The organism is Bartonella sp. CL100XZDX (assembly GCF_042195375.1).
Lineage (GTDB): Bacteria > Pseudomonadota > Alphaproteobacteria > Rhizobiales > Rhizobiaceae > Bartonella.
Genome location: NZ_JBHIOH010000003.1, coordinates 1 through 1,011, shown reverse-complemented (window position 1 = coordinate 1,011; position 1,011 = coordinate 1). Strand labels below are relative to the sequence as shown.

Annotated in this window: 1 pseudogene; it reads right to left on the bottom strand. The window is 42.8% G+C overall.

The features are described 5' to 3' along the window. Positions 1 to 176 precede the first annotated feature (176 nt). A pseudogene (locus tag ACFILU_RS00135) lies at positions 177 to 1,011 on the bottom strand (hypothetical protein); the annotation flags it as partial.

Below are 1,011 nucleotides of genomic sequence, written 5' to 3'. Positions count from 1 at the left end.
TGTCATCTTCAATCCCCTCTTCCCCCTCTCCAAGCTCTTTAACAAAGACCCAATAAAAACGCGTTGATAAAAGCATCTCTAGCCTTCTTACGGTTTCAGCCTTATCAAAGGAAAGCATATTCCTATAATCTTCTTTGCTATTTAAATGCTCTGGATAATCTATCATCTTCTCCTCCTCACAAATCACGGGAATGGCTACAACCACGCGCACATAATTGTTCATTACCTCTAGAAGAAGATAAGGTTGAGCGTGCAAAACATCCGCTATCTACACCATGACTCCACCCTCCTCCTCCTGATAACCATCTCATTTCTAGCCTAGCCTGCCCCCTATTCGTTATTTGCATAGGAAATGTTCCTGCCAAAAACTGCCAAACATAACCGCAACCTTCCTCACAACCGATATGCGAAATCATACGACGATTGGCTGTATCAACGTGACCTCCTGAAGTCTTAGGAGAGGGTGCCTTCTTGCCCGTAATACTTGTTTTGTCATTACTTCCATACATCGCAGATGCAAATTCCACATCATTCAGTAAGGATTTCTTAACACGTAACATATCTGTTACATGATCTGTATAGATACGACCCGTTGTGATAGGAACATTATACGCAGAGCGAGTATTTTCTCCTGTCCCTGACTGAAGATAAATATCAACCCAAAGGTCTTGCGAAGGATCATAAACCATTCCTTCTGGTGAACTATGCGGGCGGTGATTGAGACACCAAACTGAATGGGGTAAAATATCCCCTGCTCTATAACCAGACAATGGGTGACCGGAAATCGTACCAACATCCGCACAGAGCGTATGAAACCCTCCTATCTTGCGCGAATTACTCACAGTGTAATCCCTTGGATACGTAGAGTTTTCTGACAAAACAAGTTTATGAGACTGTCCTCCATCAGAAACCAGATAAACATAATAATCTTTGCCCGCCGAAAGAGAAGGAACGCTTATTCTTGTATCTGCCGTATAACTTGCAACCAAAGTATCATTGCCTAATGCCAAG